Source organism: Micromonospora sp. NPDC023888, assembly GCF_040639415.1.
Classification (GTDB): Bacteria; Actinomycetota; Actinomycetes; order Mycobacteriales; family Micromonosporaceae; genus Micromonospora.
Genome location: NZ_JBEZZW010000058.1, coordinates 1 through 25,228, shown reverse-complemented (window position 1 = coordinate 25,228; position 25,228 = coordinate 1). Strand labels below are relative to the sequence as shown.

Sequence of the window (25,228 nt, the reverse complement as noted above, 5' to 3'; positions counted from 1 at the left end):
GACACGTCAATTCCCGGGAGAATGACATGACGGAGACCACACCAGCCCGGCGGGGAGGACGCCAGTTGCCGACGGCGGAGGAGCTGCGGATCTGGCGGGAATTCATCGAGACGACGGCGGCGCTGAGCGCCCGGCTGGAGTCCCGCCTCCAGGGTGACTCCTCCCTCTCGACCGGGGACTACGCCGTCCTGCTCGCCCTCAGCGAGGCGCCGGACAAGGCGATGCGCTCGTCCGTGCTCGCGGCGCACATCGGCTGGGAGCGGAGCCGGCTCTCCCACCACCTGGGGCGGATGGAGCGGCGCGGCCTCATCCGCCGCCAGGAGTGCGCGACCGTCCCCCGGGGGGCCGAGGTGCTGCTCACCGCTGCCGGGGCCGAGGCGTTCGGCAAGGCGACATTTCCCCACCTGCGCGCCATTCGGGAGCTCTTCGTCGACGCGCTCACGCCGGAGCAGATCGTCGCGGCGGGCGAGATCGCGGCGGCGCTGCGAGCGCGCCTCGCCACGTCCGGCGAGGGGTGATCGCCAGGGACGCTCAACCGCGTCCAGCCCCCGTCGCGCCATCTGATGACGGGCGGTGATCAGTCAATTGCGAAGGGCTATGCCCGGGTGGTCCAATCCTCCAGGAACCCGCCAATCCGCCTGCCCTGGCTGAGACGGCGACGGCTGCGCCGCCCCGGGAGGTACGCCCATGATCGAGACCGCCGCCGCAGAGGCCCACCGCACCCGACCAGGCCGTCCCGGCCCCGCGAGCACCGAGTCGGTGTTGCCGGAGCTGCGCGAGATGTGGTGGGAGACGGGCGTGCGGGCGCGAGCCGAGGCCGGTGTCTTCGCCGTGTTCGCGGAACTGCCCAGGCTCGTACGGACAGCCCTGGGCATCAGTTGGCGCGCGGACCGGGTCCGTACCGGTGTGGTGGCCGCGGCGACCATCGGCGCCGGGGTGATGGCGGCCTTCGGGTTGCTCGCCACGCAGCGGGTGCTCGTGGAACTGTTCGCCGGCGGGCCGACCGCGGACAAGGTGCGGGCGGCGATGCCCGCCCTGGCCGTGCTGGCGGCGGCGGTCGCGCTGCGCGCGGGGATGGGCATCGCCACGGGGTACGCGCAGAACGGGTTGACGCCGCGGGTGAGTCGCGAGGTGGAGCGGGGCCTGTTCGAGGTGTCCACAGCGGTACGCCTGGAGGCGTTCGACGCCGACGCGTTCGCCGATGACATGGAACGCGCCTCGCGGGGCACCGAGTCGACGATCGGGCTGGTGCAGGCGTCGATGAACCTGCTCGCCGGGCTGGCCGGGCTGCTCGCCGTGGCGGCGGCAGTCGTCATCATCCACCCGCTGCTGCTGCTGGCCCTGCTGGTGGCCACGGTGCCCAACGCGTGGGCGTCGTTGCGGGCCGGGCACCTGCGGTACCAGACGTACACCGCCGGATCGGTGCGCAGACGTCGACTGTGGCTGCTGCACAAGCTGATGGCCGAACGGGCCTCGGCCCCGGAGTTGCGCTCGTACGGGCTGCGCGGTTTCCTCCTCGATCAGTACGACCGGGTGATGCGGGTGGAGACCGACATCCAACTCGCCCTGGCCCGTCGGGTCACCACGACCACCAAGGTCGGGGCGGTCATCGGCGGCCTCGCCACCGGCACCGTCTACGTCCTGCTCGGCCTGCTGCTCCTGGACGGGCAGATCCCGCTCGCCGCCGCGGCGACCTGTGTCATCGCGGTGCAGTCCGCGCAGCGGTCCCTGGCCATCGCCACCTTCCAGGTCGACCACGTCTACACCGAGGGTCAGCACTTCGGCGACTACACAGGCTTCATGACCCGTGCCAGCGACTACCTGCCGGACGCCACGCGACAGTCGGCCGCCGCCACTCCGGAACGGCTGCGGGAGTTGACAGTCGACGAGGTCAGCCTGCGCTATCCCGACCGGGACACAGCCGCCGTCGACGGCGTCACGTTGCGGATCGCCGCCGGTCAGACCGTCGCGTTCGTCGGGGAGAACGGCTCGGGCAAGACGACCCTCGCCGCGATGATCGCCGGCCTCCGGGCGCCCTCCGAGGGCAAGATCGAATGGAACGGCCGACCGTTGGCGGACTGGAACGTCGCCGGGCTGCGGGCCCGGATCGCGGTGGTGACGCAGGAATACCACAAGTGGCCGTTCACCGCGGCTACGAACATCGCCATCGGCGACGTCGACACCGAGGCCCGGCAGGACCTCATCGAGGCCGCCGCCGCCCGCGCGGTCGCCCACGACATGATCAACGAGCTGCCGCACGGGTACGAGACGCTTCTCGACCGGACCTTCGCCAGAGGCCAGGACCTCTCCGGTGGGCAGTGGCAACGCATCACCGCGGCCCGTGGGTTCCTGCGTGACGCCGAACTGCTGATCATGGACGAGCCGTCCTCGGCCCTCGACCCGCGGGCCGAGGATGCCCTGTTCCAGGCCATCCGCGACCGCCGAGGCCGAGCCACCACCATCCTCATCACGCACCGGCTCGCGAACGTCCGCCACGCCGACCGGATCTTCGTCCTGCACCACGGCCGGCTGGTCGAGGCCGGCACCCACGACGATCTCGTCGCCACCGGCGGTCGGTACGCCGAACTGTTCGCTCTCCAGGCTGCCGGCTACGACGCCAACCTGACCGAGCGACCGCCACTTCCGCACCAGGGCAGCTCGCCCTCCCGCTGAGAAACGACGCCAGGACGAGGGCAACGTCCGACGGTTCGGGCGTTAGCCCGCCTGCCCGCCGGAGACTAGGCTTCGGCGTATGTCAGGGGCGCGATGGCGTGGCCGGACGGCGAATGTCGCCCTGGTGCTCGCCGTCGGGCTGGTCGCCCTCGTCGGCCTGGTAGTGCAGTCGCGTGGCATCGACACCACAGCCGAATGGACGGCACTGCTCGTGGTGCTCGCCTCCTCCGCCGCGCTGTGCGTACGCCGCCGTTATCCGGTGCCGGTGGGTGTGGTGGCGCTGGCCGCCGTCGGCGCGTACGGGGCGTTGCTGCACACGCCCGGCCCGATCATGCTGGTCTTCGTCGTGGCGCTCTACACAGTCGTCGACGAGGGACACCTCTGGATCGCCATCGGTCTCGGTCTCGCCTCGGTGATCGCCTTCGCCGCCGCGGACAGCGACAACCGATCCCCGGACACCATGAACGGGGCGACGCTGCTGCACGCCGGCTGGCTCGTCGCGGTCATCGTCGGCGTCACCCGCAACCGCCGGGCCTACCTCGCCGAAGCGCAGGCCCGCGCAGTCGTCGCCGAGCAGCGGATGGAGGAGGAGGCCCGGCGGCGGGCCACCGAGGAGCGGCTGCGCATCGCCCGCGAGGTGCACGACGTCCTCGGCCACCACCTCTCGCTGATCAACGTGCAGGCCAGTGCCGCGTTGCACCGGCCGGACCCGGCCCGCTCCGAGCAGGCGCTCACCGCCATCAAACAGACAAGCAAGGAGACGTTGCGGGAGTTGCGGTCGACGCTCGGCGTCCTGCGGCGGGAGGGCGAGGCGCCGACCGGCCCCGGCCCCGGCCTCGATCGCCTCGGCGAACTGATCCGGACGGCCGGACGGCCCGAACTGACGATCAGCACCGAACTCGCCGAAACCAGGTCGCTGCCCCCGGAGGTCGACCTGGCGGTGTACCGGATCGTCCAGGAGGCGCTCACGAACGTGGCCCGGCACGCGGGCGCCACCGCCGCGGTGGTCCGGGTGCGACCCGACCGCGACGGCGTGCTCGTGGAGGTGGAGGACGACGGCACCGCCACACCCGGCGCGCCGGGCAGCGGGATCATCGGCATGCGCGAGCGAGCCAGCGCGCTCGGCGGGTCACTGACCACCGGCGCGCAGCCCGACGGGGGCTTCCGGGTCCGCGCCCGCCTGCCGCTGCGGCCCGCTTCGACGACGGCGGGGGAGTCGGCGTGATCCGGCTGCTGCTCGCCGACGACCAGACTCTGGTCCGCGCCGGCTTCCGCTCCATCCTGGACGGTGAGGATGGCATCGAGGTGGTCGGCGAGGCCGCCGACGGCGCCGAGGCGGTGCGGCTCGCCGCGCACCTGCGCCCGGAGGTCGTCCTCATGGACATCCGGATGCCCGTACTGGACGGCCTCGCCGCCACCCGGCAGATCGTCGCGACCTGCGCGGCCCGTGTGATCATCCTGACCACGTTCGACCTGGACGACTACGTCTACGGTGCGCTCCGGGCCGGCGCGAGCGGCTTCCTGGTCAAGGACACCGAGCCGGCCGAGCTGATCCACGGGGTGCGGGTGGTCGCCCGTGGCGACGCGCTGATCGCGCCGTCGATCACCCGTCGGTTGATCGCCGAGTTCAGCGCTCGGGCCGCGCATCCGGACCCGGGGCCGCGACTGAGCGTCCTCACCAGCCGGGAGCGCGAAGTGCTCACACTTGTCGCCGCGGGCCTGTCGAACGACGAGATCGCCGCGCGGTTGGTGCTGAGCCCGGCCACCGCCAAGACGCATGTCAGCCGGATCATGACCAAGACGCAGGTCCGCGACCGCGCCCAGTTGGTGATCCTCGCCTACGAGTCCGGTCTGACCGTTCCCGGTTGGCTCACCCGCTCCTGACCCGCTTCAGGCGGCCAGCCGGGCACTGCGGCGGGCCCGCGCCAGAGCCAGTCCACCGAGGACCACACCGACCAGCCCGACCGCCAGGGCCACGAAGGCCCCGCCGCGCCCGTTGCCCGTACCGATGCCGCCGTCGGAGGTGACCACCACCAGCCCGCCGAGCGCCACGGCGACCAGCCCCGCCGCCAAGGCGAGGACGGCCCCGCCGCGCCCGGAGCCGGTGCCGACCCGACTGGTGGGGCGGGCCAGGGCCAGTCCACCGACGACCGCGCCGGCCAGCCCCAGCAGGACGCCCACGCTCGCACCCAGTCGCCCGGAGCTCATGGTGAGAGCAGTGGCGGCGGTCGGCTGGACCGAGGCGTGGACGGCCAGCCCGATCCCGGCGGGCGGGGCGGCTACAGCGGCGACAAACAGCTGACGGACGGACATCAGGGGTTCCCTTCGACGGTGTGACGGCTACCGATGGCAGCGTAGGTAGCGCGGCGCACCCGAGTCGTCATGCCGGAGTTGCCGAAGGACCCACAACCCGGGAGGTACGCGTCCGGGGCGGCATACCGTCACGGTTGTCTCCCCGGGTCTCGGACGTGCGCCCGCCACCACCGGTCTGTCGGCTGCCGGACAGTTGCCCGCTCGGCGAGCGGCACCCGAAATCCCCCGTGCGGGGACCGACGAAAGTGGCTCTGACCTGCGGATCTGTCGGACCCCGGCAGTGGCCTTCCGGCCCTGCGGGTGGTACGACTAAGGCATCGCCCGGCCGGCCGGTGCGGCGGCAGGAGGAGGTCTCGCCTTGCGTCTCGCAGCTACCACGTCTCCGCGGCGCCCCCGGCACTGGTCACTGGCCGTGGGCGGGATCGAGGCCGCATCACCGCCGGCGGTGACACAGTGGTGACGGGCTCGGAGCCCAACGACGACAAGGCGGCCGCCTACAGCCGTGGTGTCGACGCGGGTCGGATCGAGCAGCGTCTACAGGGGCACGACGAGCACCTGCGGCACATCAACGGCTCGATCGACTCGATGACCCGGGCGTTGCAGAGCCTCACCGAGGAACTTCGGGCCAACGTCGCCCTGTTCAGTGCCAGTGTGGTCGCGACTCACCGAGACACCGAGCAGCGGGACAGGATCGCTGAGGTCCGGGTGGAGGAGGCGGGCATCGTCGAGTCCCAGCGGACAGTCCGGTGGACGGCCTGGCAACGCTTGTTCGCCGTCGTCGGCGCGATCATCCTGGTGGTGAACTTCGGCCTCGGCCTGTACGTGGCCTTCAACCGCTGACGCACGATCCTGCGGCGGCGGCGGCGGCGGCAGCCGTGGCGGGGCTACCGCTGCCAGGCGTCGATGGCCCGGACACCGTCGCGGACGACCCGGTCCAGGATGGCGGGATTGCCGCTGGAGCCCTCCCACCCCTGGTCGTTGAACACGGTGACAGCGGTGTCGACCCGCGCCACCGCGATCTGGCTGGACCCGTTGCCGCCGGTGTGTTCTCCGTTCACGTTCGTGTTGGGCCACGTCCGGGTCAGCAGCAGCGCTTCGTCGCCGACGCCGGGCAGAGCCTCGGTCTTGACGGTCGCCCGGTTCCCGGACTGCTGGTAGGAGGGACACGCCTCCAGGGAGGTGCGCAGACGCGCCATGTAGTCGGCGGCCCCGGTGCCCCCGAAGGTGAAGATGGTCTGGTGGACCATCCCCTGGGGTGTGTTGGAGGGATTGTCGTCGGCCTCCTTGTAGGTGACGGTCATCGCCGCGCTCGCCGTCACCTGGCGGCCCCCGGTGCCGAACTCGTCACCGCAGAGCTTCGGCAGGGCCTCCTCGACCGGCACCGTCCGACGCGGGGACTTCCGCAGTTCGGCCGGCAGCTCGACGAACGCTGACGTCGGGATGGTCACCGGGCCGCTCGCGCTCGCGCTCGGCGGCTGGCTCGTCGGGTCCACGGCTGCCGCTGCGGATGTCGGTGCCGCACTCGACGAGGTCGAGGCGGGCGGGTCCTCGGTGGCGGTGCAGGCGGTGGCGAGTGTGATGGTGCCCAGCAACGGGATCAGCGCAAGCACGCGTCGCGTACGGGCGGGCGGTAGCGGTGTGTGTCGGCTCATGATCACCCTTCGTCGATGTCCAGGGCAGTTCCCGGTGACGTACCGTCCCAAACGACGAATCGGGACTGCTGGACGCTCACGCGGACGGTGGTAATCGGGATGCCGACACACCCGCCGGCCGGCTAGCCTGCCCGCATGACAAGCGTGATCGCCACGTGCACCGGAGCGTCGTGTGACGTCCAGGTCGGTGCGTGGCGACGCCGGCGATCCGTCGCCCGCCCGCGCTGACCTGTTTCCTGCGACCGGCGGAACGAGCCGCCGGTCGTGCGCTGGTCGTCCTCGGTCCGCCCGCATCTCCTGTCGTCAGAGGCCCGCGTGGCAGCGCGGGTCCGAGTGAGATCGGCGTACTCATGGATCTTGAAAGGTTGTTGTCCGACCGGCTGGCGCCGGCGTTCGCGGCGGTGGCCGGCGACCCGGTCGACCCGCTCGTGCGGCGCTCTCCGCGAGCGGATTTCCAATCCGACGCGGCGCTGGCACTGGCCCGGCGGCTCGGCCGCGCGCCGCGCGACATCGCGGCCGCGGTGCTGGAGCACGCGGTGCTCGACGACGTCTGCGTGTCGGCGGAGGTCTCCGGGCCGGGGTTTCTCAACCTGACAGTCGCCGACCGGGTACTTGCCGACATGGTCTCCGGGCTGGCCGGTGACGCCCGGCTCGGCGTGCCGGCGACGGCGACCCCGCAGACCGTGGTGGTCGACTACTCGGCGCCGAACGTGGCGAAGGAGATGCACGTCGGGCATCTTCGCTCCACTGTCATCGGCGACGCGGCGGTACGGCTGCTGGACTGGCTGGGGCACCGGGTGGTGCGGGTCAACCACCTGGGCGACTGGGGGACACCGTTCGGCATGCTGATCGAGCACTTGGCCGACCTCGGCGAGGCCGGGGCCGCGCACGAGTTGTCGATGGGTGACCTGGACCGCTTCTATCGGGCGGCGCGGGTGAAGTTCGACGCCGACGAGACGTTCCGGGAACGCTCGCGGCTGCGGGTGGTGGCGTTGCAGGGCGGCGACGAGCGGACGCTGCGGTGGTGGCGGCTGCTGGTGGCGCAGTCCGAGCGGTACTTCCTGACCGTCTACGACCTGCTCGACGTGACGTTGTCCGAGGACGACTTTCGGGGCGAGAGCGCCTACAACGATCTGCTCGCAGAAGTCGTCGACGACCTGGACCGGTTGGGCATGCTGGTGCCCAGCGGTGGGGCTGACTGTGTCTTCCCGGACGGGTTCGGCGGCCGGGACGGCGAGCCGGTGCCGCTCATCGTGCGCAAGAGCGACGGGGGGTACGGCTATCCGGCCACCGACCTGGCCGCGTTGCGGCAGCGCGTCGGCGAGCTGGGCGCGACCCGACTGCTGTACGTGGTCGGGCTGCCGCAGCGGCAGCACTTCGCGATGGTGTTCGCGGTTGCCCGAGCGGCCGGCTGGCTGTGCCCGCCAGCTCGGGCCGAGCATCTGGGCTTCGGCTCGATCCTCGGCGCGGACGGGCGGATGCTGCGCAGCCGGGCCGGCGAGTCGGTGAAGCTGGTGGGGCTGCTGGAGGAGGCGGTCACCCGAGCCACCGACCTGGCCCGGCGGAGGAACCCGGAGCTGAACGCCGAAGCCGCGGCGGAGATCGGTCGCGCGGTGGGGATCGGCGCTATCAAGTACGCCGACCTGTGCACCGATCGGACGAAGGACTATGTCCTGGACTGGGAGCGGATGCTCGCCCTGGAGGGCAACACCGCGCCGTACCTCCAGTACGCGTACGCCCGGATCCGGTCGGTGTTCCGGCGCGCCGGGACACCCGCGCGGCCGGACACGCCAGTCGTGCTCACGCTGCCGGCGGAGCGGGCGCTCGCGGTGGAGCTGCTCGGCTTCGCCGCGATGGTCGCCGAGGTGGAGCAGAACCTCGAGTTCCATCACCTCGCCGGTTACCTGCACCGGCTCGCGACCGCGTTCAACGCGTTCTACGAGCGCTGCCCCGTGCTGCGGGCCCCGGACGAGCTGCGGGAGAGCCGCCTGCTGCTGGCCGACCTGACGGCCCGGACGCTGCGGCAGGGGCTGCACCTGCTCGGCATCCGGACGCCGGAGCGGATGTGAGGGGTCAGCGGGTCTTCTTCGTCGCCCGCTTCCGAGGCGGCGTCAACAGGTCGGCGATCTGTGCGATCGCCGAGGGCACCAGCCGGTAGTAGGCCCACACCCCCCGCTTGTCGCGTTCGAGAAGGCCAGCCTCGGTGAGGATCCGCAGGTGATGACTCACGGTCGGCTGGGACAGGTTGAGCGCCCCGGTGAGGTCACTGACGGACGCCTCACCCTCCGGCGCGGACTGGATCAGGCTGAGCAGACGCAGTCGCGCCGGATCGGCGAAGGCCTTCAGCACCCCCGCGAGCCGTTCGGCATCGGCCCGCTTGATTGGATCGCCGGTGAGCGGCGAGATCGCAGGCATGGCAGTTTTCGCAGTTCCCACGCCCACTATGGTTACACCAACACCATCAATAAGCAGGTAGAACCGGCATCAATACTCCAATGGCGTCCGTACGGCCGCACGGGGACGACCGAACGTGGTCACGTAGCGGCCGTGTGGGGCTCCGCCGCGCCCCACACGGCCCTACGCCGACGGACACGCCGTCGAGTCAGCCGCGACCGGAGGTCAGCGGCGAGGTCGAGGTGTGATGCGCGGCTGGACGTACGGCGGTCCAGCGAGGATCAGATCCGACTTCAGCTCCTGGTACGCCCGCTTGGGCTGGTAGTTCTCGTCGTAGATCGTGGCCAGGCCCTCCGGCGGGTCGTCGAACCAGTCCGGCACCCAGGAGTACCTGTCGCTGAAACCCCAGACCGTGTACGACAGGCAGCTACGCACGGCGAGACACGCCTTCATCAGCACGCTGAAGTTGGCGGCCGAGGCCTGCAACCGGGGGTTGATCTCCTCCGCGTTGCCGGCCTGGACGCCTGCGGTCATCTGACTGCGGACGTCGACCTCGGTGAACGCGGTGGCGACGCCGAGCCCACCGAACTTCTTCAGCGCTGCGGTCACCTGGAGGGTGTCGAAGTTGCCGTACTGGGTGCCCAGGTGCCCCTGGGAGCCGACGCCGTCGATCGGCACGCCCTGGGCCAGGAGACCCTTGGTCATGTCGTAGACGAACTGGGTCTTGTCGTCCGCTGGGTTGCCCGAGCCGAACGCCTCGATGTTGTAGTCGTTGTAGAACAGCAGGGCCTTGGGATCGGCCGCCCGCGCCCAGCGGAACGCGTCGGCGATGTAGCCGGGCCCGAGGTTCTCCGCCCAGAAGCCCTTGTAGTGCAGGGTCGACGGGGTGTCCCAGGGGTCGCTGACCGCCTCGTTGACCACGTCCCACTGCCAGATCTTGCCCTTGTACCTGTTGACGACAGTGGTGATGTGCTTGCGCAGCAGCTCGCGCAGTTCCTGCTTGCTGATGGTGCCGTCGGCGACACCGCTGGTCAGCCAGGCGGGCAGTTGGTTGTGCCAGACCAGCACGTGGCCGCGTACGCTCTGCCGGTTGCGCTTGGCGAAATCGATGAGTTGGTCGGCCGCGGCCCAGTTGTAGGTGCCGCGGGTGGGCTCCAGGACCTCCCACTTCATCACGTTCTCGGCGGTGACCGAGGTGAACTCGGACGAGGCCAGCGCGCGGTACTGCGGGTCACCGGCGTCGTTGAGGGCATCCATGTTGACCGCGGTGCCGACGTGCAGGCCGTGGCGCAGGCCGAGGGCGCCGAGGCTCTGCGCCGTGGGGTCGTACGGCCGACTCGCGGTGGCGGGCACCGTGTTCAGCGCCGCGACGGTCGCGACGGCGACCACGCCGACGGTGGTCCACTGTCTCAGCTTCATGTGCCTTCCTCTCCAGACCCTTGATCGACAACTGTCGATCAATAAGGTGCGGGTCCGGTGTTGGCGGATGGGAGCGGGGTTCGCGATCGAGTGCCCCGGCGCGGGGGCAGGGGGCCGGTAGTTCCGGCCGGCGACCGGAAACCTGCTCGAAACGTTAAGGCCGTCGATGTCCGGGCGTCAACGCTGAAAACTTCCGGAAATTCGTCATATGACCTGCGCGGGCTCGCTGGTGATGACCGCGAAACTTCCGGAGACCGGTGGTGTGCCACCGCCACACCGACGACATCCTCGACCGGTGGCCGACGATGTCCGGCGTGGCTTCGGGAGCTGCCCCGCGCGTCAGCGCAGGCCGGCGAAGAGGTCGTCCTCGGGGGTCGGCGCGCCGGTGCGGTCACGGACCCGAACGAAGGTCTCCACCCCCATCAGCTCGGTGAACCGCTCCCGGCCCAGTTGCAGGAAGAAGATGTTCTCCGTCTGACTGGCGTGGGTGGCCAGGGCGTCGAACTTCTGCGCCCCGAAGCTGCTCGTGTCGACCCAGGTGCTGATCTCGTCGTCGGGCAGGCCGAGCTGCGGCATCGGCTCCGCCGCCGGGTCCGGTGCGTCCCACTCGACGCCGAGGTCCCGCATGATCTGGCCGAACTGCTCGAACGCGGCGCGCGGCACCGTGGTCCAGTACACCTTCGCCGGGGTCTCCGTCTGCTCCACGGCGGCCATGGTGATCCGGTGCGCCTGGATGTGGTCCGGGTGGCCGTAGAAGCCGTTCTCGTCGTACGTGACGATCACGTCCGGTTGGTACTGCCGGATCAACTCGGCGAGGCGGTCCGCCGCCTCCGCCACCGGCGTCGTCCAGAACGCGCCCGGCTGGTCGTTTGTCGGCCAGCCCATCATCCCGGAGTCGGCGTAACCGAGAGTTTCCAGGTGGCTGACCTTCAACACCGCGCAACTGGCCTCCAACTCGGCCTGGCGCATCGCCACGACAGCGGCCGGGTCGTGCTTCGGGTCGCCCGGCTTGACCCCGCCCGGGCCGTCACCGCACCGCCCGTCGGTGCAGGTCACCAGCACCGTCGTGATCCCCTCCGCGGCGTAGCGGGCAAGGACGCCACCGGTGCTCGTCGCCTCGTCGTCGGGATGGGCGTGCACAGCCATCAGGGTCAGAGGTCGCTCAGCCATGTCATCACCCTACGGTCGGTCCCCAGCTGGAGTCGCGCAGGGCGACGCTTGGTGCATCCTAGCCAGTCCGAAACGGGCCGGGGCCGATCACCGGCAAACCCGGCCGCCCGCCCGGCGGCTTCCTACATTGAGGCGTGGCCCAGCGCATCCGAGGGGTTGAGACGCGAGGAGAGGTCCGGAAAATGGGGGCATCGTTCGGTGACGTGCGACAGGTCGACGCCGGGGTCCTGAACGTCGGGTACGTCGACGCCGGTCCGTCCGACGGTCCCGCCGCGATCCTCCTGCACGGCTGGCCGTACGACATCCACAGCTTCGTCGACGTCGTGCCGCTGCTCACCGACGCCGGCTACCGGGTCGTCGTGCCGTACCTGCGCGGCTACGGCACGACCCGGTTCCTCTCCGACGACACCATGCGCAACGGCGAACCGGCAGCCATGGGGCTCGACCTCATCGCACTCATGGACGCCCTGAACATCGACACCGCGAAGCTGGCCGGGTTCGACTGGGGTGCGCGTACGGCCGACGTCGTGGCCGCGCTGTGGCCCGAGCGCTGCCGAGGGCTCGTGTCGGTGAGCGGCTACCTGATCGACGGCCAGGCATCGGGCCGGGTGCCGCTGCCCCCGAAGGCGGAGCTGGCCTGGTGGTACCAGTACTACTTCGCCACCGAACGCGGCCGGGACGGGTACGACCGGAACCGGCGCGACTTCGCCAGGCTGATCTGGCAGACCGCGTCCCCGAAGTGGTCGTTCGACGATGCCACCTTCGACCGCAGCGCGGCGGCGTTCGACAACCCCGACCACGTGGAGGTCGTGATCCACAACTACCGGTGGCGGCTGGCCCTCGCTCCCGGCGAGTCGCAGTACGACGAGGTGGAGAAGCGGCTGGCCGCAAAACCGAAGATCACAGTACCCAGCATCTCGCTGGAGGGGGACGCCAACGGCGCGCCGCACCTGGAACCCGCCGTCTACGGCAAGCAGTTCGCCGGGCAGTACGAACACCGGACCGTCGGCGGCGGTGTCGGGCACAACCTGCCGCAGGAGGCGCCCCAGGCGTTCGCGGCCGCGGTGCTGGACGTCTGACCCGGCCCGCTACCCCCGGCGGCCCGGACGCTGGGGTTCCGGACGTTCCACCCGCACCGGGTCGCCGCGGACGAGGTCGTCGTGCACCCGCCACCGGGCGGTGGTGACGGCACGCCGGGCCGCCTCGTCGCCCTGCTCGACGCGTTGCCGCAGCAGTTGCAGGGCGACCCGGCGGTTCAGGCTGAACTGCCGTTCCTCGTCCACCACGACGACGAGGCCCGAAGGACGATGCGTCGCGCGGACCGCCGTGCTGGCCTTGTTGCGGTGCTGACCACCCGGACCGCCGGTGCGGCAGCCGACGATGTCGACGTCCGCCTCGACGAACGGCGTCGGCGCCGCGTCGGGTGACGGCGGCTGCGCGGTGACATACCAGTTCTTCCGGCCCGTGCCCGTCCGGTACGGGCTCGGGGCCTGCCAGCACAGCGTGCCGGTCCACGAGGCCGCGAACGCGTCGGCGTCCGGGCCGGTGATCCGGATGAGCGCCGAGCGGTAGGTGCCGGGCCGATCCCCAGGCGTCATCTGGACCTGTTCGATCGTCAGACCTCGCCGGGTGCCAGCTCCGGTCAGCCGATGCAGAAGCTGGGCCAGTGCCCAGGCGCACTCACTCGGACCGCGGCCGGCGGACAGCAGCAGGAGCACGCTCACGACCGGCCCCGCCCGTCGCGGTGGCCCCGCCGCTGGGCCCGGGGCGCGGACCCGAGGTCGGGCGTCTTGTAGGTGACCAGGGGAGTCGTACTGACCACCGGGGTGGCCAACCGGTGTTCGACGAGATCGGCGATGACCTGCTCGATGCGCTTGTACGCCGTGGGAGCCTCCTCGAAGAGCAGTTGGCGGTCGCCGCACACCACAAGCGAGCCCACGGGCGTGCGGCGTAGCTCCTCGACGGTGTGCTTGGCCCGGCCCCGCCGCAGGGCGTCGGCGCGCGACATCTTGCGGCCGGCGCCGTGCGCCACCGAGTGGTTGGCCTCCGGCCCGGCGTGGGCGGCCACCAGGTAGGAGGCCGTGCCCCGGGTGCCGGCGACGAGGACGTCCCGGCCGTCGCCCGGTGCCGCGCCCTTGCGGTGCAGGTAGACCCCGTCCCGTACCTCGACCAGGTTGTGGCACTGATCGACGATCGGTGCGGTGGGCTCCGCCCCCAACGCGTACGCCACCCGGGCCGCCAGCACCCGACGGTTGAGCGAACCCCAACGCACGGCGTCGTCGTGCCTGCTCAGGTAGGCGGCGGGATCGGGTGCGGCACCGGCGCCGTGCACCTCGGTGTGCGCCCGCAGGATGCGCTCGCCCAGACCACGGGAACCGCTGTGGACGATGAGCACGAGATCGCCGGCGTCGAGCCCGAGACGGCTCGCGTGGTGCGCGTCGAGGACGGTGTCGACGCGCGCCAGCTCGACGAAGTGGTTGCCGCGGCCGACCGTCCCGAGGCCGTCGAGGTGACTGGCCGGGACGTCGCCCTGGACGACCGCCCAGGCCGGGTCGTCGGCGTCCTGTTCCGGGTCCAACGCCCGGTCGAGGTCGGGGAACCGGGCGGCGAGGCGTTCCGGCACGGCCCGCCTGAGCTTGATGGGGAACACGGCGATGCCGCAGCCGATGTCGGAGCCCACCAGGAACGGGTACAGCACAGTCGACGCCATGGCCGCACCGATGGGCGCGCCCTTGCCGGGGTGCAGGTCGGGCATCGCCGCAACGTGGATCATGCCGTCGAGGGCGGCGACCTGCTGGCACTGGTCGAGCGCGGCGGACTCGATCCAACTCGCGGGTGAGGCGAACACCGTGACGGTGGCCGGGGTGGACGAGGGCAGGGACTCCCGAGGGGAGTGGTGCTGGAACAAGGAGACTCACTTCTGACGCAGACGCGGGAACGGACGACGGCACGCCCTGCGGGAGGTGTCACCGGGGGCGGATGCGTGGGTGGTTCCGTCAGTACGTCATGGCTGTCACTGTCGTGCAGCCCGTCGCCTACGGCAAACGATTTTCCGTCGCGGTGGACGACTTGGTGGCGGAGCCTGCCAACCCGGTGCCGGCGGTCGGGTGCGGATCCACGCCGCCGCGCCGCAGATCGCCTGCGACCCGAGCACCGCGGACGCCATCGCCAACGACGCCGCGAACCGGGCCGCGCCCGACGAGCGGCACACCGCCATGACCGAGCGGTGTGGTCTCCGGACGCTGGGCCGGACCGAGCGACCGGTCCCTGCGGCACCCGGACCCGCTGACCCGGCACGACAACCGTCGGCCCGTTCCCTGCGGGGAACGGGCCGACGGTGTGTGGCGCGTGCTCAGTGCCCGAGGTGCCCGGCCGGCAGGTCACCGGCCGGGCCTCCGATCAGGACTCCCGGGTGCGACGGCGGGCGAGGACGAACGCGAACGCGCCCAGCACGACCAGCGCACTTCCGATGCCCGTCATTGCCGGGATCGCGCCACCGCCGGTCACCGGCAGGACGGGCGGCCTGCCGCCCCCAGGGCGGCCGGGTGCGCCGGACGCTCCGGGGCTGCCTGGTGCGCCGGGGCTGCCGGGGGCTCCAGGGCTACCCGGCGCGCCGGGGCTACCAGGTGCTCCAGGGCTACCGGGTGCGCCGGGGCTACCCGGTGCTCCAGGTGCGCCGGGTGCGCCCGGTGCGCCAGGTGCGCCGGACGCTCCGGGGCTGCCTGGTGCGCCGGGGCTGCCGGGGGCTCCAGGGCTACCCGGTGCGCCGGGGCTGCCTGGTGCGCCCGGACTGCCGGGTGCGCCGGGGCTACCGGGTGCGCCGGGGCTGCCCGGTGCGCCGGGGCTGCCCGGTGCGCCGGGGCTACCGGGCGGGCCGGTCGGTCCAGGTGGGCCGGTGGGTCCGGGTGGGCCGGTGGGTCCGGGTGGACCGGTGGGCCCGGCGCACACCGGCGCTGTGATGACGTTGTTGTCGAGGGTGACGGCGGCGGTACGTGCGAGCGCACGGCCCTGGAGGGTCGCGCCCGTGGCCATCGTGATCGCGGCCTGGGCCATGATGGTGCCCACGAAGGTGGTTCCCGTGCCGATCGTCGCCGAGCTGCCGATCTTCCAGAACACGTTGCAGGCCGAAGCGCCATTGATCAGGACGACGCTGCTGTTCGACGCCGTCGTCAGCGAGGAGTCGACCTGGAAGATGAACACGGCCGCGGGGTCGCCCTGGCCGTTGAGCGTCAACGCCCCGGTGAGCTGTGCGGCCCCGATCCGGTAGACGCCAGGGTTGAGCGTGTTGCCGCCGAGTTCGGCGGGCAGGTTGGTGAACGGTGTCCGCCCGGCGGCGTCGTTGAAGGCGGTGGTCAGGTCGCTCTGGGCCTGGAGAGCGACCGCGTCACCGAGGTGGACCTCACCGCCGATGGTTGCCGTTTCGAAGCCCGACTGGGTGTTTCCCGGGAAACGTCCAAGGCTCTGAGCCAGGAAGCTCGGGCCGGTGTTGGTCGGCTCGGCTCCGGCGAGGACGGAGAAGTTGCCAGCCGTTCCCAGGCCTACCGGTGCGTCCGCGGCGCTGGCCGGCGTCGAGCCGAGCAGCAGGAAACTCGCGGCGACGGCGACGGCGGCTGCTGCGGACGCCGCGAGCGCGGGTAGGAGCCGTCGGCGAAGATGATGATGATTGGGCTTTGCTGTCACAGAACACCCTCCGTGGGTACTACTTCGCAGGAGAGCCTGGTGAGCCACGCCCTGCGGGAAACGGCCTGGATGGCACTGAGAAAGTGCGGTCACCACCACATCACGCCGCAGCCACGTATGGGTACAAAACCGGATATTACGTACGCCGAGCGGGCAATGCCCATTCGCATTCACGTCGGCGAAAGGACGAGTCGTCCTCGTCGGCGGCCCAGCGGCCGTCCTCAGAGCTGATGTGCCGCCGTGGGCCTGATCGCGCTCCCGTGGACGCAGGGTGCGGACGGGCTGTTGCTGGCGGCCGGGAAACGGAACCGACGCAGCTTCTCGATCACGAACCCCTCGGCGCTGATGGCGGCGACGGTGTCGCGGCTGGTGTGACAGCCGGCGAACAGCTTCGGCCACAGTGTCGCGTCGAGCAGTCGTTGGGCTCGGCGCAGGCCGCTGTGCTGCTCGGCGGCGACGTGCTCGAAGAAGCGCAACTGGCCGCCGGGGCGCAGCACCCGGCTGACCTCCGCGAGCGCGCTCGCCTGATCCGGCACGGTGCACAACACCAGCGCGACGACCGCCGCGTCGTACTCGCCGTCACCGGCGGGCAGGGCGTCCGCCAGACCGTCGACGACAGTGACCGGCACCGGGGCGTCCGGTGCCGCCCGCTCGGCGGCGGCGCGCAGTCGACGTTCCGGCTCGACCGCGACGACCTCGGTCACCCCCGGTGGATAGTGGGCGAACATCCTGCCGTTGCCCGCGCCGATCTCGATCACCCGGCCGGACAGGCCGGCGACCAGGTCCCGTCGGAACCCCGCCAGGCCGGCGCGGTCCATGGCCACGCTGAGCCTTTCGTACACCCGGGCGAACACCGGATGGGACACCACGGCCACGTCGACCTCCAGGGCGCCAGCGGATCCTCCTTGCGCTGTTCTTGAGCGATTGTCCTGCATCGGCGCACGGTTTCCGTCTTACTGGTTGGCAGCGGTTCAACCCAGCGCGGACAGGACGTGTTCGACCATGAAGATCGTCGTCATCGGCGGCAGCGGCCTCATCGGCTCCAAGCTCGTGACCGATCTCGGTGCCCGGGGGCAGGAGGCGGTGCCGGCGTCACCGAAGACCGGCGTCAACACACTGACCGGCGAGGGAGTGGCCGAGGCACTCGCCGGTGCGGACGTCGTGGTCGACGTGTCGAATTCGCCGTCGTTCGAGGACGCCGCAGTGCTTGAGTTCTTCGAGACGTCCACCCGCAATCTCCTCTCCGCCGCGGCGGAGGCCGGGGTGGGCCACTACGCGGCGCTGTCGATCGTGGGTAGCGACCGGAACCCGGACAGCGGGTACCTGCGGGCGAAGGTTGCCCAGGAGAAGCTCATCGTCGCGGCCGGGATCCCGTACTCCGTGGTGCACGCCACGCAGTTCTTCGAGTTTCTCCAGGGGATCATCGACGCCGCCACGGACGGCGACACCGTGCGCCTCGCGCCGGTCCTCATCCAGCCGATGGCGGCGGACGACGTCGCGGCGGTGATGGCCGAGGTCGTGGTCGGCGCGCCCACGAACGCGGTGGTCGAGATCGCTGGCCCGGAACAGTTCCGCCTCGACGAACTGGGCCGATCCATCCTCGCGTCCCAGCAGGATCCCCGCTCGGTGGTGGCCGACCCCGGTGCCCGGTACTTCGGCGCGACGCTTGGCGAACGGGCGCTGGTCCCCGCCGACGGCGCCCGCCTCGCCGGCACGCGTCTCGACGACTGGCGTACCCGGGCGAACCGCCCCGGGTGACCCGGCCCGCTACCCGGGTGCGACGGGTGGGTCGGTCCCGGCGAGACGCCGCACCAACTCCCGCACCGCCTCGGTGAACGACTCGTCCGCCTCGTCCGGCCAGTGTCCATTGATGGGCGGCGGAACGCTGTCGCTGGCCGGCGTCACCACGCCGCGGGGATCGCGTTGTCGACGGTCCACGGCGTCTGCCGGGTCGCTGCTCGCCGCCGTCCGCGGCGACCGGCGCGCGGAGAAGACCCAGCCGCCGATCGGGTCGGTGTCGCGCCACAGGTTCACCCAGCGCCAACCGACCCGGCGGCCGATGTCGTGCAGTGCCGCATCGTCGATGTAGGCGGGGAAGAGCCGCGCGTAGAGGCGACGGAGCGGTGACCCGTGGGTGAGCAGGGCGACCCGGTCGCCGACCTCCGGCGGCAGTTGGAGCACCGTCGCGGCGAGCAGGACCGAACCGTGGCTGTGCCCGGTGAGCAGCACGGCATGGCCGCTCTCCACGAGGTACGTGATCCGGCGGGTCAGCTCCGGTACGGCGCGTTCGGCGTAGCAGGGCGGTGCGAAGGGGTGGGCGGCTCGGGGCCAGAACGTGCCGAGGTCCCAGAGCACGCCGACGTGCCGCCGGAACGGGACGGTCCGGTAGGCGAAGACGCTGCCGGTGATCAGACCGAGGATGATCGCGGCGATCAGCCAACTGCCGAAGGCGATGCCGAAGGTGACCGCGTCCGCCGGCAACCCGGCGTTTCTCTCGACGACGTCGCTCGGGAACTGTCCCAGCAGGCCGATGGTGGTGGTGGCCGTGGCGAGTCCGGCGAGGCAGCCGAAGAGCACCGCCAAAGGCACCAGTTTCTCGGTGAACCGGGCCCGGGCTATCGCGTCGCGAACCTGCCGCAGTCGGGTTCCGACCTCGGCCGGCGGGTTCGGGTAGTCGTGGGCGACGATCGCCGCGGCGTCGCGACGCCGGCCGCGGCGGGTGATCACGATGACCAGACCGGCGACGACCAGCGTGATCACGATCGCGCGGAGGAAGCCGAAGATCACCCACGTGTACGCGCGGGGTGGGCCGGCGGCGATGCCCGCGCCGGTCGGCACGTCCCGGTCGAGGAAATCCGCCGCCCGGTAGACCAGCTCGGCGGAGTACGCCACCGCCACGCTGATCCCGGCGGCCGCGATCGCGAGCCCGCCCAGCCCGAACAGCGGCGTCGCGCCTCGCCTCCGGTCCCGCCGCTGCAGCAGCACCACGCCCAGGGCGGCCAGCAGAGTCGTCTGTGCCACGAACAGCCCGGCCACTGTCGTGTCGTAGCCGGGCAGGTCGCGGCGTTCGTCCCACGGCTGCGGGCTGGCGAGCACGTAGGCCACCACGAGGACGGTCAGGAGGATGGCGGCGGACCGCAGCGCGCCGGTGATCCCGTCGAGTCGTCGATCGGTGGCGGCGCGGTCGATGAGCGGGGGAGTGCAGAGCGATCCCACGCAGGCGGCCAGGACCACAACGGTGGCCGCCGTCAACGCGACACCGGTGGCGGTGGCGCCGGTGGCGATCCGGGCCAGGAGCAGGGTGAGGTCCAGCGTCGCGAACGCGGCGGCGACGTGGATCGAGCGCAGCCGGCCGACAAGCGGCTCGGCGTCCCACTGACCGACCGCGCCGAGCCGATGCCCGCAGACCCGCTCGGGTGCGCGAAACGCCTTGTACGTCCGCCCCGGGCGGTTGCTGATCCGCCAGATCAGGCCGATCGCGGTGGCCGGGACCAGTGCGAGCACCGCCAGTCGCAGCCCGACCGGCCGCCCGCTCAACCAGGACAGCCAGCTGCGTCCGGCGAGGCAGTCCGACGAGTTCAGGCACTTCCAGCCGACGAGATCCAGGGTGACGCCGGCGATGGCGAGCACGTAGAGCACGGTGAGCGTGAGCGCCAGCACCCGGCACAGCGACCTGACCATCGCCTCGGAACCGGAGTTCGCGGGACGCATCCAGATCGCCACATTGACAAGCATGAACGGCAGCAGGAAGACCAGCCCCAGGGCGCGGGCCACGGTCCCGGAGGGCAGATCACCCCAGCGGTACGCCTCCAGCGCCATCCCGCGCGCGCCGGTGGTGGTGTCCGAACATCGGGGGCGTGGCCGGTAGAAGCCTCCGCTGCGGTCACCCGCCACCTGCGCGGTCTGTCCCAGGCCCAGCACCTCTTCGGCGTTGGTGCCGGAGACTCCGTGTACCCGCAGCTCCACGACGCCGCCGGCGATGTCTGGCCCGCTCAACCGCGCTGATCCATCCGATGTTCCCCCCGAGGCGTCTCGGCAGCCCCATGGCGATCCACCCGAGGCCAGCCCTGCCAGCACCGTGCCGGGGTCGCCACCCGGACGGCGGCAGACCGCGGTCTACCCGAACCGGGCGGTCTCAATCGCGGCGCGCCCGCGCACGCTCGGGGCTCGGCGTCGATCCCACCGGCGCGGGGGATTGATCGGGTGCTGGCGGGGTAGGTGCCGCCATGGTCGCTGCCGGTCGGCACGGAGCGGACCGCCACGCTGCGATCGTGGTCCGGCTCTGGCACCGCGCGATGGTCACACTGCGCGACCGGTGGCGTCGGGTACGGGCGATCGGCGGGCTCGCCGTGCAGGCTGGCCTGGCCGCGGCGCTGGCGTGGTTCGTGGCGCACGAGCTGTTGCACGTGTCGCAGCCGGTCTTCGCGCCGATCTCCGCGGTCTCGACTCTCGCCGCGTCCGTCGGTCAACGGCTCCGCCGTACCGTCGAGCTGATCATCGGTGTCACCGTCGGGGTGTTGATCGGCGATCTGCTGCTGTTGGTGATCGGCACCGGGTGGTGGCAACTCGCCCTGATCGTCGTGCTCGCGATCGTGGTCGCGTTGTTCCTCGTGGGCAGTGCGGCGGTGGTGATCCAGGCCGGCGCGACGGCCGTGCTGATCGTCACGCTCAGTCCGTCCGTCCGGGATCTGGAGATCCCCCGGTTCGTGGACGCGCTGGTCGGGGGCGGTTTCGCGCTGCTGGTCACCACCGTGCTGCTGCCGCTGAACCCGCTGCGGGTGCTCAACCGGGCCGCGCGGCCGGCGTTGGATCTCCTCGTCACCCAACTCGACGCGACCGCCACGGCGCTGGCCGAGCGGGACGCTGATCGGGCCCGCACCGCCCGCACCGAACTGCGGCAGAACAAGGGCCAGGTGCAGGCGTTCGTGGAGGCGACCCAGGGCGCCCGGGAGGTCAGCGCCCTGTCGCCGGTGTACTGGCGCGAACGGCACGGGCCGGTGAGCCGGTACGCGCAGGCGGCGGAGCCGATCGACCGGGCGATGCGCAACAGCGGGACCCTGATCCGTCGGTCGGTGACGCTGATCGAGGACGGTGAACCGGTCCCGGACTCACTGCCGGGGGCGGTGGCCGGTCTCGCCGAGGCCGTCCGGTTGCTCAAGCGGCAGTTCGCCGCCGCGGTCGAGCCGAACCGGGCACGCGAGCAGGCGCTGCGGGCGGTCCGGACGGCCGGTCAGGCATACCGGGAGGGGGTCGGCTTCTCCGGAGCGGTGGTGGTGGCGCAGGTCCGGACGACTGTCAGCGACCTGCTGGTGGCTACCGGGCTGACTCAGGAGGAGGCGAATCACCTGGTCCGGGGCGTGTTCGGTGACCTGGAGGCACAGCGGGACTGACCCGCCGGCATCATCCTGAGCCAAGGGTGTTGCATGCTGAGCCAAAATGGTGCCATGATGGTGCCATGGAGCTGAGGTCATACGTTGAGAACCTGCGAGACGAGTTCGCCGTCGCTGCGGAGGGGGTCGACCCCGAGGCCCGGACGCTTGCCGAGCGGCTGTTCGCCCAGCTGGAGGCGGCGACGCGTCTCACGTTGCTCGAGGCCCTGTCCGACGCCGCCGACGAGATCACCCGCGATCTCGCGCCGGGTTCGGTGCACGTCCGGTTGCGCGGGCGCGAACCGGACTTCGTGGTGACGCCGGCCAGTCCGCTTGTCGACGAGGTGAGCGCGGCCAGCGCCGCGCCGACGCTGGCCGCGCCGGCCCCCGCGCCCGAGGGGGAGGAGGGCGGCACCTCGCGGATCAACCTCCGACTCCCCGACCACCTCAAGGCCAGCGTCGAGGAGGCCGCCGGGCGTGCCGGGCTCTCGGTCAACGCCTGGCTGGTGCGCGCCGTCGCCGGTGCCGTCAGCGCCGGCGAGACGGAGCGTCGTCCGCCCCGCCGGGTGGAGCCGCGCGCCGGCCAGCACATCACCGGCTGGGCCCGCTAGCTCTCCGTACCCCTTTTTGTTCTCGCGCCGCTGACCAGCGGCGACAGTCGCCGACCACCTTCCGGGAGACCACCATGCCTGTTTTCGACACGCCAGAACCCATCGCCGTCCGGGTCGAGCTGCCCGTGGGAGATGTCTGGATCAAAGCGACCGACCGCACCGACACGGTGGTGACGGTGCGACCCCGCGACCCGGCGAGCAAGGCCGACGTGAGCACCGCGGAACAGACCACCGTCGAGTACGCCGCAGGACAACTACTGATCAGGGTGTCGAAGAGTTGGCGCCGCTACGGCTTCGGTTCCGGGCCGTCGGTCGACGTCCTGATCGAGCTGCCGGCCGGGTCGCGAGTGCAGGGCGAGTCGTCCTGGGCGGCGTTCCGCTGCGAGGGTCGGCTGGGCGAGTGCCGGATCAAGACCGGGAGCGGGATCCGGCTCGACGAGACCGGGCCGTTGGACATCGACAGCAGCCACGGCGAGGTGGCGGTGGAGCGGGTCGTCGGCTCGGCCCGGGTGAAGGTCTCGTCCGGCAAGGTGCGCATCGGCGCGGTCGACGGCTCCGCCGAGATCAAGAACTCCTCCGGTGACTGCTGGATCGGCCGCAGTGGCGGCGACGTGCGGGTCAACACCGCGTACGGCGACATCACCCTCGACGCGCCGCTGGCCTCGGTCACGGCACGCACCGCCTACGGCAACGTCCGACTGGGTGAGGTCGTCCGGGGGGCGATCGAGCTGAACACCTCGTACGGGGCCATCGAGGTCGGCATCCAGCGCGGGACCGCCGCCTGGCTCGACGTGAGTTCCAAGCACGGCCGTGTGCACAACGCCCTGGAGACGACCGACGGCCCGGCGCAGACCGACGAGACGGTCGAGGTCCGGGCGCACACCGCCTACGGCGACATCATGATCCGCCGCGCCTGACCCGCCCCGCACCGCGACCATCAAAAGAGGAGACCATGACCAGCTCCACGAAGCCCGCAATCGTCGCCACCGACCTGCGGAAGTCCTACGGCGACAAGGTCGTGCTCGACGGCATCGACCTGATGATCACCGAGGGAACGATCTTCGCGCTGCTCGGGCCCAACGGCGCCGGCAAGACAACCACTGTGCAGATCCTCTCCACCCTGATCAACGCCGACGGCGGTACCGCCCGCGTCTTCGGCCACGACCTGACCCGAGAGCCCGACGCGGTACGCGACCTGATCGGCGTCACCGGCCAGTTCTCGGCCGTCGACAACCTGCTCACCGGCCGGGAGAACCTCAACCTGATGGCCGACCTGTGTCACCTGGACAAGGGCGCCGGTCGGCGACGGATCACCGAGCTGCTCGACCAGTTCGACCTGACCGAGGCGGCCGGCAAGCCGGTGTCGACGTACTCGGGCGGCATGCGGCGGCGGCTCGACCTCGCGATGACCCTGGTCGGCGCGCCCCGCGTGATCTTCCTCGACGAACCGACCACCGGCCTCGACCCGCGCAGCCGCCGGGCCATGTGGCACATCATCCGCGCGCTGGTGGCCGAGGGCGTCACCATTTTGCTCACCACCCAGTACCTGGAGGAGGCCGACCAGCTCGCCGACCGCGTCGCGTTCCTCGACCACGGCCGGCTGATCGCCGAGGGCACCCCGCGCGAACTCAAGCGGCTCATCCCTGGTGGTCACGTGGTGTTGCAGTTCGCCGACCAGGACGGGCTCGACTCGGCGGCCCGTACGTTCGCCGCCGGCAGGCGGGACGACGCGGCGCTCACCCTCCAGGTGCCGAGCGACGGCGGAGTCTCCTCGCTGCGCTCGCTCCTCGACCAACTCGACCGCGCCTCGATCAGTGTGGCCGGGCTGTCCGTGCACACCCCCGACCTCGACGACGTCTTCCTCACCCTCACCGGCCAGCCCGACTCCCGCGCCGGCCGCCCCGACCACGAAAGGGCTCCAGCGCGATGAGCACCGTCTCCCTCGCCGTCCGCGACTCGAGCACCATGCTGCGCCGCAACCTCCTGCACATGCGGCGGTACCCGTCGATGACCATGCTGCTCATCGGCATTCCGATCATCATCCTGTTGCTCTTCGTCTACGTCTTCGGCGGCACGCTCGGCGCCGGCCTCGGCCCGTCCGGCGGCCGCTCCCAGTACGCCAACTACGTCACCCCCGGGATCCTGCTCATCACGGTGGTCAGCGCGGCGCAGGGCACCGCCATCTCGGTCGCGATGGACATGACCGAGGGCATCATCGCCCGGTTCCGGACCATGGCGATCTTCCGACCGTCGGTGCTCACCGGCCACGTACTGGGCAGCCTGGTCCAGACCCTGCTCAGCCTCGCGGCAGTCATCGGCGTGGCGCTGCTCGTCGGGTTCCGCCCCACGGCCAACCCGGTCGAATGGCTCGCGGCGATCGGCGTCCTCGCCATGATCACCTTTGCGCTCACCTGGCTGTCGGTGGCGCTCGGTCTGGTGAGCGAGAGTGTCGAGACGGCGAGCAACCTGCCCATGCCGCTGATCCTCCTGCCGTTCCTCGGCAGCGGCTTCGTCCCCACCGACTCCATGCCGACCCCGGTGCGGTGGTTCGCCGACTACCAGCCCTTCACGCCCGTCATGGAGACCCTTCGCGGGCTGCTGCTCGGCACCGGGATCGGCGCGAACGGGATCATCGCGGTCGGCTGGTGTGTGGTCATCAGCGTGCTCTGCTTCTTCTGGGCCAAGGCGCTGTACAACCGCAGTCGGGCCACCTGATCCCGACACCCGCTCGATGTCCCGCCATCGCGACGGACAGCCGGCGGCTCGGCCCTGTGGGCGGGGCCGGTCGCGGGCGTTCGTCGGTCAGCTGGTGAAGGTGATCCGGTCGCGACGGCGACGCATCATCAGCAGGGCGCCGACCGCCTCGGCCACGTCGACGCCCACGGGCTCGGTCCCGCCGTCGGAGTCGGCCACGCCGTCGCAGTCGGTCACGCCGTCGGAGTCGGTT

The 25,228-nt window shown here is 71.4% G+C and carries 23 protein-coding genes and 1 pseudogene; 14 read left to right on the top strand and 10 right to left on the bottom strand.

What is annotated here, in order from left to right; all coding sequences use genetic code 11:
- Positions 1-26 precede the first annotated feature (26 nt).
- From AB0F61_RS32170 to AB0F61_RS32155, 4 genes are all read left to right on the top strand, one after another.
- Entirely contained in the window at positions 27-518 is a 492-nt protein-coding gene (locus tag AB0F61_RS32170; RefSeq protein ID WP_357817541.1) for a MarR family winged helix-turn-helix transcriptional regulator, read from the top strand.
- A 169-nt stretch (positions 519-687) separates the two neighbouring features.
- Positions 688-2,673 (top strand): ABC transporter ATP-binding protein, encoded by a 1,986-nt coding sequence (locus AB0F61_RS32165; RefSeq protein ID WP_357817538.1) that lies wholly within the window; start codon positions 688-690, stop codon positions 2,671-2,673.
- Between the two features lie 79 nt (positions 2,674-2,752).
- On the top strand, positions 2,753-3,898 hold the full coding sequence (locus tag AB0F61_RS32160; RefSeq protein WP_357817536.1) for a sensor histidine kinase: 1,146 nt from the start codon (positions 2,753-2,755) through the stop codon (positions 3,896-3,898).
- On the top strand, positions 3,895-4,557 hold the full coding sequence (locus tag AB0F61_RS32155) for a response regulator transcription factor (RefSeq protein ID WP_357817533.1): 663 nt from the start codon (positions 3,895-3,897) through the stop codon (positions 4,555-4,557). The genes AB0F61_RS32160 and AB0F61_RS32155 overlap by 4 nt, the downstream gene beginning before the upstream one ends.
- A gap of 6 nt (positions 4,558-4,563) precedes the next feature.
- On the opposite strand, the gene AB0F61_RS32150 is transcribed toward AB0F61_RS32155, so the two are convergent.
- Positions 4,564-4,986 carry a DUF6223 family protein gene (locus tag AB0F61_RS32150; protein WP_357817530.1) on the bottom strand — a complete coding sequence of 141 codons (423 nt, stop codon included), beginning with the start codon at positions 4,984-4,986 and terminating at the stop codon, positions 4,564-4,566.
- A 456-nt stretch (positions 4,987-5,442) separates the two neighbouring features.
- Between AB0F61_RS32150 and AB0F61_RS32145 the strand changes: the two genes are divergently transcribed.
- The gene (locus AB0F61_RS32145; RefSeq protein ID WP_357817528.1) at positions 5,443-5,826 is read left to right on the top strand and encodes a hypothetical protein; all 384 of its coding nucleotides are present in this window, start codon (positions 5,443-5,445) and stop codon (positions 5,824-5,826) included.
- A gap of 44 nt (positions 5,827-5,870) precedes the next feature.
- On the opposite strand, the gene AB0F61_RS32140 is transcribed toward AB0F61_RS32145, so the two are convergent.
- A complete protein-coding gene (locus AB0F61_RS32140; RefSeq protein ID WP_357817526.1) occupies positions 5,871-6,638 on the bottom strand; it encodes a hypothetical protein in 768 nt (255 codons plus the stop codon).
- A gap of 350 nt (positions 6,639-6,988) precedes the next feature.
- On the opposite strand from AB0F61_RS32140, the gene argS reads away from it, so the two are divergent.
- Positions 6,989-8,707, top strand: a complete 1,719-nt coding sequence (argS, locus tag AB0F61_RS32135; RefSeq protein WP_357817524.1) for an arginine--tRNA ligase — start codon at positions 6,989-6,991, stop codon at positions 8,705-8,707.
- A gap of 4 nt (positions 8,708-8,711) precedes the next feature.
- On the opposite strand, the gene AB0F61_RS32130 is transcribed toward argS, so the two are convergent.
- From AB0F61_RS32130 to AB0F61_RS32120, 3 genes are all read right to left on the bottom strand, one after another.
- Positions 8,712-9,053, bottom strand: coding sequence for a metalloregulator ArsR/SmtB family transcription factor (locus AB0F61_RS32130; RefSeq protein ID WP_357817521.1), 342 nt, complete (start codon positions 9,051-9,053; stop codon positions 8,712-8,714).
- A 204-nt stretch (positions 9,054-9,257) separates the two neighbouring features.
- Positions 9,258-10,451: an endo-1,4-beta-xylanase gene (locus AB0F61_RS32125; protein ID WP_357817518.1), complete on the bottom strand. Its 1,194-nt coding sequence runs from the start codon at positions 10,449-10,451 to the stop codon at positions 9,258-9,260.
- 339 nt (positions 10,452-10,790) lie between these two features.
- Positions 10,791-11,621 (bottom strand): PIG-L family deacetylase, encoded by an 831-nt coding sequence (locus AB0F61_RS32120; RefSeq protein WP_357817516.1) that lies wholly within the window; start codon positions 11,619-11,621, stop codon positions 10,791-10,793.
- A gap of 182 nt (positions 11,622-11,803) precedes the next feature.
- Here AB0F61_RS32120 and AB0F61_RS32115 point away from each other — a divergent pair, with 182 nt between their 5' ends.
- Positions 11,804-12,700, top strand: a complete 897-nt coding sequence (locus AB0F61_RS32115) for an alpha/beta hydrolase (protein ID WP_357817513.1) — start codon at positions 11,804-11,806, stop codon at positions 12,698-12,700.
- 9 nt (positions 12,701-12,709) lie between these two features.
- On the opposite strand, the gene prfH is transcribed toward AB0F61_RS32115, so the two are convergent.
- Both prfH and AB0F61_RS32105 read right to left on the bottom strand, forming a co-directional pair.
- Entirely contained in the window at positions 12,710-13,345 is a 636-nt protein-coding gene (gene prfH, locus AB0F61_RS32110; protein WP_357817510.1) for a peptide chain release factor H, read from the bottom strand.
- Positions 13,342-14,529 carry an RNA ligase RtcB family protein gene (locus tag AB0F61_RS32105; protein ID WP_357817507.1) on the bottom strand — a complete coding sequence of 396 codons (1,188 nt, stop codon included), beginning with the start codon at positions 14,527-14,529 and terminating at the stop codon, positions 13,342-13,344. Before AB0F61_RS32105 ends, prfH begins: the two co-directional genes overlap by 4 nt.
- Positions 14,530-15,166: 637 nt before the next feature.
- On the opposite strand from AB0F61_RS32105, the gene AB0F61_RS32100 reads away from it, so the two are divergent.
- Positions 15,167-15,580 (top strand): hypothetical protein, encoded by a 414-nt coding sequence (locus AB0F61_RS32100; RefSeq protein WP_357817570.1) that lies wholly within the window; start codon positions 15,167-15,169, stop codon positions 15,578-15,580.
- Between the two features lie 55 nt (positions 15,581-15,635).
- Here the strand turns inward: AB0F61_RS32100 and AB0F61_RS32095 are convergent.
- Both AB0F61_RS32095 and AB0F61_RS32090 read right to left on the bottom strand, forming a co-directional pair.
- Positions 15,636-16,301: pseudogene (locus AB0F61_RS32095) on the bottom strand (ice-binding family protein); the annotation flags it as partial.
- 221 nt (positions 16,302-16,522) lie between these two features.
- Positions 16,523-17,236 (bottom strand): methyltransferase domain-containing protein, encoded by a 714-nt coding sequence (locus tag AB0F61_RS32090; protein WP_357817505.1) that lies wholly within the window; start codon positions 17,234-17,236, stop codon positions 16,523-16,525.
- 67 nt (positions 17,237-17,303) lie between these two features.
- Here AB0F61_RS32090 and AB0F61_RS32085 point away from each other — a divergent pair, with 67 nt between their 5' ends.
- Positions 17,304-18,059: an SDR family oxidoreductase gene (locus AB0F61_RS32085; RefSeq protein WP_357817502.1), complete on the top strand. Its 756-nt coding sequence runs from the start codon at positions 17,304-17,306 to the stop codon at positions 18,057-18,059.
- Positions 18,060-18,068: 9 nt separating this feature from the next.
- On the opposite strand, the gene AB0F61_RS32080 is transcribed toward AB0F61_RS32085, so the two are convergent.
- Entirely contained in the window at positions 18,069-20,297 is a 2,229-nt protein-coding gene (locus AB0F61_RS32080) for a hypothetical protein (protein WP_357817499.1), read from the bottom strand.
- 299 nt (positions 20,298-20,596) lie between these two features.
- On the opposite strand from AB0F61_RS32080, the gene AB0F61_RS32075 reads away from it, so the two are divergent.
- The 5 genes from AB0F61_RS32075 (at position 20,597) to AB0F61_RS32055 (ending at position 24,996) form a co-directional block, all read left to right on the top strand.
- Complete coding sequence (locus tag AB0F61_RS32075) at positions 20,597-21,691, top strand: FUSC family protein (protein WP_357817568.1); 1,095 nt, start codon at positions 20,597-20,599, stop codon at positions 21,689-21,691.
- A 65-nt stretch (positions 21,692-21,756) separates the two neighbouring features.
- Positions 21,757-22,281: a hypothetical protein gene (locus AB0F61_RS32070; RefSeq protein WP_357817496.1), complete on the top strand. Its 525-nt coding sequence runs from the start codon at positions 21,757-21,759 to the stop codon at positions 22,279-22,281.
- 74 nt (positions 22,282-22,355) lie between these two features.
- Positions 22,356-23,198, top strand: coding sequence for a DUF4097 family beta strand repeat-containing protein (locus AB0F61_RS32065; protein WP_357817493.1), 843 nt, complete (start codon positions 22,356-22,358; stop codon positions 23,196-23,198).
- A 35-nt stretch (positions 23,199-23,233) separates the two neighbouring features.
- Positions 23,234-24,211 carry an ATP-binding cassette domain-containing protein gene (locus tag AB0F61_RS32060; protein ID WP_357817490.1) on the top strand — a complete coding sequence of 326 codons (978 nt, stop codon included), beginning with the start codon at positions 23,234-23,236 and terminating at the stop codon, positions 24,209-24,211.
- Positions 24,208-24,996, top strand: a complete 789-nt coding sequence (locus AB0F61_RS32055) for an ABC transporter permease (protein WP_357817487.1) — start codon at positions 24,208-24,210, stop codon at positions 24,994-24,996. The genes AB0F61_RS32060 and AB0F61_RS32055 overlap by 4 nt, the downstream gene beginning before the upstream one ends.
- Positions 24,997-25,228 lie beyond the last annotated feature (232 nt).

Coding starts and splice junctions, on each gene's coding strand:
- AB0F61_RS32170 (WP_357817541.1), top strand. CDS start 27: ATGACGGAGACCACACCAGCCCGGCGGGGAGGACGCCAGTTGCCGACG.
- AB0F61_RS32165 (WP_357817538.1), top strand. CDS start 688: ATGATCGAGACCGCCGCCGCAGAGGCCCACCGCACCCGACCAGGCCGT.
- AB0F61_RS32160 (WP_357817536.1), top strand. CDS start 2,753: ATGTCAGGGGCGCGATGGCGTGGCCGGACGGCGAATGTCGCCCTGGTG.
- AB0F61_RS32150 (WP_357817530.1), bottom strand. CDS start 4,986: ATGTCCGTCCGTCAGCTGTTTGTCGCCGCTGTAGCCGCCCCGCCCGCC.
- AB0F61_RS32140 (WP_357817526.1), bottom strand. CDS start 6,638: ATGAGCCGACACACACCGCTACCGCCCGCCCGTACGCGACGCGTGCTT.
- argS (WP_357817524.1), top strand. CDS start 6,989: ATGGATCTTGAAAGGTTGTTGTCCGACCGGCTGGCGCCGGCGTTCGCG.
- AB0F61_RS32130 (WP_357817521.1), bottom strand. CDS start 9,053: ATGCCTGCGATCTCGCCGCTCACCGGCGATCCAATCAAGCGGGCCGAT.
- AB0F61_RS32125 (WP_357817518.1), bottom strand. CDS start 10,451: ATGAAGCTGAGACAGTGGACCACCGTCGGCGTGGTCGCCGTCGCGACC.
- AB0F61_RS32120 (WP_357817516.1), bottom strand. CDS start 11,621: ATGGCTGAGCGACCTCTGACCCTGATGGCTGTGCACGCCCATCCCGAC.
- AB0F61_RS32115 (WP_357817513.1), top strand. CDS start 11,804: ATGGGGGCATCGTTCGGTGACGTGCGACAGGTCGACGCCGGGGTCCTG.
- AB0F61_RS32090 (WP_357817505.1), bottom strand. CDS start 17,236: ATGCAGGACAATCGCTCAAGAACAGCGCAAGGAGGATCCGCTGGCGCC.
- AB0F61_RS32085 (WP_357817502.1), top strand. CDS start 17,304: ATGAAGATCGTCGTCATCGGCGGCAGCGGCCTCATCGGCTCCAAGCTC.
- AB0F61_RS32075 (WP_357817568.1), top strand. CDS start 20,597: ATGGTCACACTGCGCGACCGGTGGCGTCGGGTACGGGCGATCGGCGGG.
- AB0F61_RS32070 (WP_357817496.1), top strand. CDS start 21,757: ATGGAGCTGAGGTCATACGTTGAGAACCTGCGAGACGAGTTCGCCGTC.
- AB0F61_RS32065 (WP_357817493.1), top strand. CDS start 22,356: ATGCCTGTTTTCGACACGCCAGAACCCATCGCCGTCCGGGTCGAGCTG.
- AB0F61_RS32060 (WP_357817490.1), top strand. CDS start 23,234: ATGACCAGCTCCACGAAGCCCGCAATCGTCGCCACCGACCTGCGGAAG.
- AB0F61_RS32055 (WP_357817487.1), top strand. CDS start 24,208: ATGAGCACCGTCTCCCTCGCCGTCCGCGACTCGAGCACCATGCTGCGC.